The organism is Saccharopolyspora sp., from assembly GCF_017434145.1.
Lineage (GTDB): Bacteria > Actinomycetota > Actinomycetes > Mycobacteriales > Pseudonocardiaceae > Saccharopolyspora_C > Saccharopolyspora_C galaxeae.
On the sequence record NZ_JAFRFW010001026.1, the window covers coordinates 1 to 9313 of the forward strand.

The 9313-nt window shown below is 71.1% G+C and carries 9 protein-coding genes and 2 pseudogenes; 4 read left to right on the top strand and 7 right to left on the bottom strand.

Going from position 1 to position 9313, the window contains the following annotated elements:
• Positions 1-368 (top strand): annotated as a pseudogene (locus IJH84_RS28025) (SAM-dependent methyltransferase); the annotation flags it as partial.
• A 426-nt stretch (positions 369-794) separates the two neighbouring features.
• The gene (locus IJH84_RS28030; protein ID WP_295150936.1) at positions 795-1292 is read left to right on the top strand and encodes a hypothetical protein; all 498 of its coding nucleotides are present in this window, start codon (positions 795-797) and stop codon (positions 1290-1292) included.
• Positions 1293-1329: 37 nt separating this feature from the next.
• On the opposite strand, the gene IJH84_RS28035 is transcribed toward IJH84_RS28030, so the two are convergent.
• From IJH84_RS28035 to IJH84_RS28050, 4 genes are read right to left on the bottom strand one after another with little or no spacing between them, the layout of a single operon-like run.
• Complete coding sequence (locus IJH84_RS28035) at positions 1330-2010, bottom strand: metal-dependent transcriptional regulator (protein ID WP_200070156.1); 681 nt, start codon at positions 2008-2010, stop codon at positions 1330-1332.
• A gap of 42 nt (positions 2011-2052) precedes the next feature.
• Complete coding sequence (locus tag IJH84_RS28040; RefSeq protein ID WP_200070155.1) at positions 2053-2925, bottom strand: metal ABC transporter permease; 873 nt, start codon at positions 2923-2925, stop codon at positions 2053-2055.
• Positions 2922-3644 carry a metal ABC transporter ATP-binding protein gene (locus tag IJH84_RS28045; protein ID WP_200070154.1) on the bottom strand — a complete coding sequence of 241 codons (723 nt, stop codon included), beginning with the start codon at positions 3642-3644 and terminating at the stop codon, positions 2922-2924. The genes IJH84_RS28040 and IJH84_RS28045 overlap by 4 nt, the downstream gene beginning before the upstream one ends.
• Entirely contained in the window at positions 3641-4591 is a 951-nt protein-coding gene (locus IJH84_RS28050) for a metal ABC transporter substrate-binding protein (protein WP_295150940.1), read from the bottom strand. The genes IJH84_RS28045 and IJH84_RS28050 overlap by 4 nt, the downstream gene beginning before the upstream one ends.
• Positions 4592-4677: 86 nt before the next feature.
• Here IJH84_RS28050 and rlmN point away from each other — a divergent pair, with 86 nt between their 5' ends.
• Positions 4678-5787, top strand: a complete 1110-nt coding sequence (rlmN, locus tag IJH84_RS28055) for a 23S rRNA (adenine(2503)-C(2))-methyltransferase RlmN (protein ID WP_200070153.1) — start codon at positions 4678-4680, stop codon at positions 5785-5787.
• 493 nt (positions 5788-6280) lie between these two features.
• On the opposite strand, the gene IJH84_RS28060 is transcribed toward rlmN, so the two are convergent.
• From IJH84_RS28060 to IJH84_RS28070, 3 genes are all read right to left on the bottom strand, one after another.
• Positions 6281-6769 (bottom strand): carbonic anhydrase, encoded by a 489-nt coding sequence (locus tag IJH84_RS28060; protein WP_200070152.1) that lies wholly within the window; start codon positions 6767-6769, stop codon positions 6281-6283.
• A gap of 215 nt (positions 6770-6984) precedes the next feature.
• Positions 6985-8082 carry a hypothetical protein gene (locus IJH84_RS28065; protein ID WP_295150944.1) on the bottom strand — a complete coding sequence of 366 codons (1098 nt, stop codon included), beginning with the start codon at positions 8080-8082 and terminating at the stop codon, positions 6985-6987.
• Between the two features lie 82 nt (positions 8083-8164).
• A complete protein-coding gene (locus tag IJH84_RS28070) occupies positions 8165-8449 on the bottom strand; it encodes a DUF2631 domain-containing protein (RefSeq protein WP_200070150.1) in 285 nt (94 codons plus the stop codon).
• 397 nt (positions 8450-8846) lie between these two features.
• On the opposite strand from IJH84_RS28070, the pseudogene IJH84_RS28075 reads away from it, so the two are divergent.
• Positions 8847-9313, top strand: a pseudogene (locus tag IJH84_RS28075) (hypothetical protein); the annotation flags it as partial.

A 9313-nucleotide genomic window follows, 5' to 3' on the forward strand; every position in this document is an offset into this window, starting at 1 on the left:
ACTTCTTCGGCCCCGGCTGCGAGCCCGGATTGGCGGAGGCTGAGCGGGTGCTGCGTCCCGGCGGCACGCTCGCGATCATCGATTTGGACGCGGCCTGCCCGCCGTACGGCGACTGGATGCGCGCCGACGCGCCGCACTACGACCCGGTCGCGGTGGAGTCGTTCTTCCAGCGGCGCGGTTTCGACAGCGTCGGGGTGCGCAGCGAATGGCGGTTCGACGCGCGGGCCGAGCGGGAGGCGGTGCTGGGCATCGAGTTCTCGCCGGAGGTCGCGCGGCGTGCGGCGCGCCAGGTCACCGGTTGCGCGTTCGAGGTCGGTTACCGACTGCGGGTCCGGCGTCGGCCGGTGGGGCTGCTCCGCAGCCGCTGAGCCGGTTCCGCGCCGCTTGATCACTCAGAGTGAGACGGTTTCCTGTCCGGTTCGGAACTGCAGCCGACCGGCCGATCAAGGCCGGATCCCGGCCGGTGAGCCGTTACGTTTCAGTGCTTCTTCCGCAACGCGAACGCCCCCGAATGCCGCCTTGCTTCGGGCGCGCGCTGCGTGATCGACTTGGATGGATCACGGAGTGTGCCCGCGTGCGGCCGGTGCCGACACCTCGGCGGTGCTGCGCAGCGCGGGCGTTGTTGTGCGCCGCGGCGGTGCGGTGCCACCGCTGCGGCGGGCGCACCCAGCGCTCGGCGCGGAGGCGGACACCCGGCGCTTCGGACGAACTGAAACCGAGCGCTCAGCGCGACGTTGAAACCGAGCGCTCAGCGCGGCACGGGCACCGAGCGACTTGCGCGAAGGAGGGAACGCATGGCCTTTCACGCGGGCAAACCGGTGACCGCGGGGTTGAGCCAGGTCGCGCAGATGGACCGCAAGGAACGTTCCCGCCTGGTGCGCGAGTTGTCCCGCCAGCACCCGGCGTTCCGCTCGCTGCTGCGGCAGGTCGCGTTGACCAGGGCGACGGCGTTCGCCTCCGGCCTGGTGCTGGCGGTCGCGGTGGTCCTGCTGGTGCAGGAGGTCTCCGTGGTCTGGGTGTCGGTGCTGGTGTTCGGCGGCCTGATCGGGTTCGCCTACGTCGCGGTGGTGCTCACGGATCACCGCTTCGATCTGCTGCTGGCGGTGCTCGGCGCGCATCGCACCGATGAGCTGCACGGGGTGCTGCTCGCCGAGCAGCTCTACGGCGCGGAGCCCGCAGATTCCCAGCAAGCCGCAGGTTCCCAGCAATCTGCCGATACCGAGGAGACCGCCGAACCGGACACGGCCGAGGAACCGGTGTCCACTTCGGACGAGCAGCGCCGGGCTTGCTGAACCGCTTCCGGGTCGGCCGTTCGCGGACTCGCCGAGCTCAGGTGCGGATGGACAGCGTGGCGGCGATCTCGCTGCCGAGGAAGTGCGTCTCCGCCTCCGGCGGTTCTCCGATCCGCACCACCAGCGGGCCGCCGAACGGTTTGCGCTCCACGACCTCGATGCGCGCACCGAGGGTCATGCCGTGGTCGGTCAGGTAGCGCAGCAGCTCCGAATCGGTGTCCCAGACCCGCGCGATGGTGCCGACGGTGCCCGGCTCGACTTGGTCCAGCAGCCGGGTCGCGGGTTTCTCCACGTCTCCGTCGGCGGTGGGGATCGGGTCGCCGTGCGGGTCGTGCGTGGGGTGGCCGAGCTTCGCGGCGATGTGCGCGACGAGGTCGTCGGAGACGGCGTGCTCCAGCGCGTCGGCTTCGGTGTGCACCTCGTCCCAGGTGTAGTCCAGCTCCTCCACCAGGAACAGTTCGATCAGCCGGTGCCTGCGCAGCACGTCGTAGGCCAGTCGGCGGCCGTCCGGAGTGAGCTCGACGCTGCGGTACCGGATGTGCGTGACCAGTCCGAGCTGGGCCAGCTTGGTGATCATCCCGGAGACCGAGGACGGGCTCAGGCCCAGCCGCTGGGTCAACGTCGCGTTGGTCACCGCGACCCCGCGTTCGCTGAGCCCGTAGATCGCCCGGACGTAGTCCTCGACGGACGGCGACGGGCGCTCGGCCATGCTTGTCATGGTTTCCACGATAGGAGACCTCCACCGCCCCGGGTGAGTGGACTATTCGGCCACGACCGGCGCTGCCCGCCTGCGCCGGCGCACCGCTTCCCACAGCAACCCCTGCGCGGGTGCGAACAGGTAGGTGAGCAGGAACAGCGCCGCCTGGCAGACCACGATCATCCCTCCGGTGGAGGTGTCCAGGTGGAAGCTGAGGTAGGTGCCCGCGATCCCGCTGAACACCGCCAGCCCCGATGCGGTGCCCAGCATCGCCGGGAACCGGCGGGTGAGCAGGAACGCCGTCGCTCCCGGCGTGATCAGCATCGCGGTGACCAGGATGACCCCGACGGCTTGCAATGCCACGACCACGGTCAGCGCGAGCATGGTCAGCAGCACGGCCCCGATGCGCTTCGGATTGAGCCCGATGGCGTGCGCGTGCGTGGGGTCGAAGGCGTAGAGCGTGATGTCGCGCCGCATGATGACCGCCACCAGCAGCGTGATCGCGCTGATCACCAGCACTTGCAGGATGTCCGAGTCGGTCACGCCGAGGACGTTGCCGAACAGGATGTGGTTGAGGTCGACCTGGCTGGGGATGCGCGAGATCAGCACGATGCCCAGCGCGAACAGCCCGGTGAACACCACGCCGATCGCCGCGTCGCCCTTGAGCCGGGTCGTGTTGCGCACCGCGCCGATCAGCGCGACCGCGAGCCCGCCGAACAGGAACGCGCCCACCGAGAACGGCAGCGCCAGCACGTAGGCGAGCACGACACCGGGCAGCACGGCGTGCGAGACGGCGTCGCCCAGCAACGACCAGCCGATCAGCGTCACCCAGCAGGACAGCACCGAGCACACCAGCGCGGCGACCACGCTGACCAGCAGCGCTCGTTGCATGAAGCCGAACTGCAGCGGTTCGGCCAGCCAGATCAGCACGTTCATCGGGTTCCTTCCGGGACGCCGAAGGTGCGGGCCAGGGTTTCCGGCGCGAGCACCTCGGCGACCGGGCCGTGCGCAAGGACGCGCTGGTGCAGCAGCACCGCCTCGTCGCACAGCGCGGGCGCCGCGGCGAGGTCGTGGGTGGAGATCATGATCGTCCGGCCGTCGTCGCGCAGTCCGCGCAGCAGCTCGCTGAGCACCGCCTCGGAACCCTTGTCGACACCCGCGAACGGTTCGTCGAGCAGCAGCAGCTGCGCCTCCTGCGCGATGCCGCGCGCCACGAAGGCCCGTTTGCGCTGGCCGCCCGACAACGCGCCGATCGGGTTGCGGGCCAGTTCGGTCAGCCCCACGCGGGCGAGCGCGGCGGCCACCGCCGTGCGGTCGGCGGACTTCGGTCGCCGCATCGGCCCGAGCCGCCCGTAGCGGCCCATCATCACCACGTCGGCGACGGTGACCGGGAACGTCCAATCCACCGCCTCGGACTGCGGCACGTAGGCGACCAGGCTCCGCGCGCGGGCGCGTCTCGGTTCCATGCCGAGCAGCCCGATCTCGCCGCGGTCCGGGCGGACCAGCCCCATCAGGGACTTGAACAGGGTGGACTTGCCGGAACCGTTGACCCCGAGCAGCCCGCAGACCTTGCCCGCACCGACCTCGACGGTGACGTCGTCGAGGGCCAGGGTGTCCCGGTAGCGCACGGTCACGTGCTGGGCGTGGACGCTCATCGAGCACCTCCGGAGAGCCCGCCGACGATGGTTTCCGCGTCGTGGCGCAGCAGGTCGAGGTAGGTGGGCACCGGCCCGCCGGGTTCGGACAGCGAGTCCACGTAGAGCGTGCCGCCCATCCGCGCGCCGGTCTCGGCCGCCACCTGCTGCTGGGCCTTGTCGTTCACGGTGGATTCGCAGAACACCGCGGGGACGCGCTGGTCGCGCACCAGCCGGGTGGTGTTCTTGATCTGCTGCGGGGTGCCTTCGGAGTCGCTGTTGACCGGCCAGAGGTAGTCCTCCCGCAGTCCGACGTCCCTGGCCAGGTACGAGAAGGCGCCTTCGCAGGTCACCAGCGCGCGTTGCTGCTCGGGCAGCTTGCCGAGCTCGGTGCGCAGGTACTGCTCGATCTCGTCGATGCGCCGGGTGTAGTCCGCGGCGTTGCGCCGGAACGTCTCCGCGTGCGCCGGTTCGATGCGGGTGAGCGCGTCCCGGATGTTCGCGACGTAGCTCTTGGCGTTGCGCGGGGACATCCAGGCGTGCGGGTTGGGCGCGCCCTGCTGTCCGGCCGCGCGGATCGGGATCGGCTCGACGCCGCGGCTGAGCGTCACGTGCCTGGCCTCGCTGCGCTGCACGAACTGCTGGAACCAGCTCTCCAGGCCGAGCCCGTTGTCCAGCACCACATCGGCCCTGGCCGCGCTGAGCATGTCGCTCGGAGTCGGCTCGTAGCCGTGCACCTCGGCCCCGGGCTTGATGATCGATTCGACCGGCAGCACCCCGCCGGAAACGGCGCGGGTCATGTCCGCGAGCACGGTGAACGTGGTGACCACGGTGCGCCGTCCGTCGTCGGGCAGGCGCAGGCCGGTGCCGCAGCCGGTCAACAGCGGTGCTGCGGCCAGCAGGGCGATGAGCGCGGCCGCGCCGCGCCGGCCGCGTTTTCGCCAGATCGGCAGTCTGAGTTTCGGCACACCGAAACATTACGCCCGCGAAGCCGCGCTGACCAGTGGACTCGGTCTCCGGCCCCGGATTCCGCCGTGGGAGAATGGTGAGCGCTATGTCGACTTCACTCCCGCTGGTCTTCGACGCGCCGAAGCGCGGTATGCCACCTCGCCACCTCGCCGACATGTCGGCCGAGGAACGTCGCACCGCCGTGGGCGAGGCGGGGGAGAAGCCGTTCCGGGCGCGGCAGCTCGCGAACCACTACTTCGGCAGGCTCAACGCCGACGTCGAGTCGATGACCGACATCCCCGCGGCCAGCCGGGCCAAGCTCGGCGCGGACCTGCTGCCCACGCTGCTGAGCCAGGTCCGCACCGTGGACACCGACGAGGGCACCACCCGCAAGACGCTCTGGCGCGCGCACGACGGCACGCTGATCGAAAGCGTGCTGATGCGCTATCCCGAGCGGGCGACGGTGTGCATCTCCAGCCAGGCGGGCTGCGGCATGGCCTGCCCGTTCTGCGCCACCGGGCAGGGCGGTCTGCAGCGCAACCTGTCCACCGCCGAGATCGTCGACCAGGTCCGCACCGCCGCGGCGATGCTGCGCGACGGCGAGGTTCCGGGCGGCCCGGGCCGGTTGTCGAACGTGGTGTTCATGGGCATGGGCGAGCCGCTGGCGAACTACAAGCGCGTGCTCGACGCGGTGCACCGGATCTGCGACGACGCGCCGGATGGGCTGGGGCTGTCGCAGCGTTCGGTCACCGTCTCCACGGTGGGCCTCGCCCCGGCGATCCGGAAGATGACCGCGGAGAACCTGCACGTCACGCTCGCGGTCTCGCTGCACACTCCGGACGACGAGCTGCGCGACACGCTGGTGCCGGTGAACAACCGCTGGCCGGTGGCCGAGGTGCTGGAGGCCGCGCGCGGCTACGCCGACAACACCGGGCGCCGGGTCTCGATCGAGTACGCGCTGATCCGGGACATGAACGACCAGGGCTGGCGCGCGGACCTGCTCGGCAAGCTGCTGCACCGGCACCTCGGGCAGTTCGCGCACGTCAACCTGATCCCGCTGAACCCGACTCCGGGCAGCAAGTGGGACGCGAGCCCGAAACCGGTGGAGCGCGAGTTCGTCCGCCGCGTCCGGGCGGCCGGAGTGCCGTGCACCGTCCGCGACACCCGCGGGCAGGAGATCTCCGCGGCCTGCGGGCAGTTGGCCGCGGAGGGCTGAGCGCCCACCGGGCGACGAGGGTTCCCGAGCGCACGGACCAGGCGCGCTGCGACCCGGGATCGGCCGAGCGCGGCGCGAGCAACGGCCGGGTGGCCGCGGCTTCATCACTACGGATGATCCGGTCCGCTCCGGGGCAACGGATCACGAGCTGATCACGAAGCGTCGGCGGTTGCTCGGCAGATCCGCCCGGCATTTCGCCATTGCGTTTCTGACCTGCGTGTTTCGCCGGAATCGAAGGCGCTCGCCTGGCTCGTCCGCATGATCGCGGAGCGGTTCGCCGAGCCCCGTGCAAGGGGTGTCCATCGGTCGGGTTGGGACTCTGGAAAACCGTCCCGCGCGAGATCACCCTGGTGATCGCGGCCCTCGCGGAACTCCCACGAAACCCCCGCCCGGGCCGGCCCGATGCCGACACCCCCGACCGGTGTCGGGTCCGCGCCGGCCGGACAGCGCCCCTTCCCCTCGCACCGCGCTGCCCGGCCGGCTCCGGGCGGTCTCAGCTCACCTCGCCCAGCCGCCCGTCTGCCACGTCGAACACGAAGCCCCGCACGGAATCCTTCTTCGGAATGAACGGGCTGGTCAGGATGCGCTGCACGGATTGCCGCAGATCGGTTTCGAGGTCGCCGAACGACTCCGGTGACCAGTCCGGTTCGACGCCCACGTCCTGCTGGATCGCGGCGGTGAACTCGTCGTCGGTGAAGGTCAGCATCCCGCAGTCGGTGTGGTGGATCAGGATGATCTCCTCGGTGCCGAGCAGCCGCTGGCTGATCGCCAGCGAGCGGATCTCGTCGGCGGTGACCACGCCGCCCGCGTTGCGGATGACGTGCGCTTCGCCTTCGGCGAGTCCGAGCGCGCGGTAGACGTCCAGTCGCGCGTCCATGCACGCCAGCACGGCCACCTTCTTGGCAGGGGGCAGCGGCAGCGGACCGGAGAACCCGGCGGCGTAGGACTCGTTGTTCTTGAGCAGTTCGTCGGTGACCGACACGGTGTCCCTCCTGTTCATGCTTCCCGCCGGGGCGGGCTGGATCACGTTCGGAGGCGGCCGCGCACGACAAGCGCGGCCCAAGGACACGCCTGGTCGAAAAGGGACATGCGCCGCGACGGCCAGAACGGGTCGAGCGGCACGTGGTTCATGCGCACACGTCTATTGGTCGACCGCGGGTGAGCGCAAGGGGACACCACGTGACGGGATGATCGCGGTCAGCCGGGGCGAGCCGGGACGATCTCGCCCGCGGTTCCCAGCTGGGCCGGTGCCTCCGGTGGCCAGATGACGCGGCCGCCCGGCAGGCCGGGTGCTGGGGCCGCCCACGGCACCGTGATCTCGCCGCGCGTCACGGCCTCGTGCAACCTGATCAGCACGCACAGCTCGTAGGCGACCCGCTCGATGCGGCCGCGCTCATCCACCAGCACCTCGCGCCAGCCGTGCGGGACGACGCCGCGCACCGGAATCTTCTGATCGGCGGAGTAGTAGCGGTCGTCGCCCCAAACCTGCGTGCCGCCGCCGAGCAGCTCTCCCAGCGCGGCCAGCAGGGGCCAGCAGCGGTCATCGGAGCAGCGGAACTCCAGTGCGCGCAGCAGCGGCTCGACCACCTGCCGGTAATCCGAGGAGTAGGAGGTGTGCAGCGCCGTGCGCGAGTTCCGGGCGCCTGCGCTCGCATCCGCCTCGCGCAGCAGGTCGCGCAGTCCGGGACCGATCGACGAGAAGCGCTCCAACCGCCCGTGCGCGGTCGAATCCACGAGCCGCAGCAAGACGCGCTCGCGGGACTCGGCACTTGTCCGGTGCAGCCGCGCGAGCGCGCGGGAATGCAGCTGTTCGATCATCGCCAGCAGCACGAGCAGCAGCTCCTGGGCGAGTTCCGCCTGCCTGCACCAGCACAGCGCGGCCAGCAGCGACAACCGCGCGGCAGCGGGTTCGAGGTGCAGGCCGGTCAGCGCCCGATGCCGCCAGCAATCGATCGTGGCGTCCGGCACGCCGTCGAACATTTCGTCCGGAAGCTCCAGCGCACGCAGCCGGTCGAGCCGTTCGACATCGCCGAACAGCGCGTTGAGCTGCTCCAGCCGCGGCGCGCCGTCCGATTCTCCGAGGAATCCCAGCGGCAGTTGCAGCGCGCGAAGCGCACTGAGGCGGTCGAGTTCGTGGCAGAGCCCGCGTGGATCGACGCCCACCGGTGCGGCCAGCAGCGCGGGCGGCACCCGGTTCCGCGCGCGGGAACCGATCAGCCCGGCCAAGTTCTCCGCGGCCGGACCCAGTTGCTCCCGCACCCGCCGGTGCAGTTGTGCCTCCGGTACATCCCCCACGGGCCGAAAGCTAGTACTTGCCCGAGCTACCCGATCGGGCGACCACCTGCGGAGACGTCCGGGAAGCGCCGCGGAGGGCGGATCAGCGGCGCCAGGCGGTGCGCTTCCGGCGCAGGTCGAACAGCAGCCCGACCGCGACTCCCGCCGCCAGCACGATCAGCCAGATGTCCTCGGTCTTGAACCCGCTGCCGCCGCTGAGGATGCCCTGGTGGTTGCCGTGCAGCATGATCAGCAGCGCGAACACGGTGAACCAGCCCGCGACCTGGGTGGCCTTCGGAAAGCCGCCGTGCCAGCCCCACTCGGCCGACGGCTCGTCCGCCGGATCGACGTCCTGGCCGGGCTTGGTCTCGAGTTCCGTGCTCGCCACGTGGCCCTCCTGCGTCCCAACCGGCCACGAGGTCGGTTGCGCCTGCACCTGCACGCGACCCCTGGTCACGCGCGTTCATCTTCGCACACCGGGGCGAACGGCCGGGCGGCGCGGTGGCGGGAATCGCATCCGGGTCCGCGGAGGTCGGCGAAGGCTCGCCGCGGCTGACCCGAGCCCGGAAACAGCACTGCGGAACGGGAGCGAACCCGTTCCGCAGCGCCCTGGGAGTGGACCGGGGCGCAGCGCCCCAATCGGTCGGCGGCACGACGTCGCCGCACGACGTTCAGCCCGGTCATCGGCCGGACGACCGGGACTGACCCCCGCGATCCTGCCGCCGCGCGTGGCGTCGCGCACCGCGAGCGTCCGGCGCTCACCTGCTTCGGGGACAATGGCGGCGATGAACACCGCGACTCCCACTCCTGGCGAGCCGGCCAGCGCCCGCGGCGGCGCACCCGGCGGTCCGGCGGCAACGAGCGTGTCGGCGACGAACGAGCAGGGGGCGGGAGAGCCGCGCACCGTGCTCATCCTGGGCTCGACCGGCTCGATCGGCACCCAGGCGCTGGAGGTGATCCGGAACGATCCCGGCCGGTTCCGCGTAGCCGGCCTGGCCGCCGGCGGCAGCGACCCGGGCGCACTGGCCGCGCAAGCCTTGGAATTCGGGGTCGAAGCGGTCGCGGTGGGCAAGGGGACCGCGGCGGAGGACGTGCAGCTCGCGCTCTACGCCGAGGCGCAGCGGCTCGGCTACTCGACCGGCGAGTTCAAGCTGCCGCGGCTGCTGGCGGGCCCGGAGGCCGCCACCGAGATCGTGCGCAGCACCCCGGCCGACGTGGTGCTCAACGAACATCCCGCTTCTGCCGAAACCCT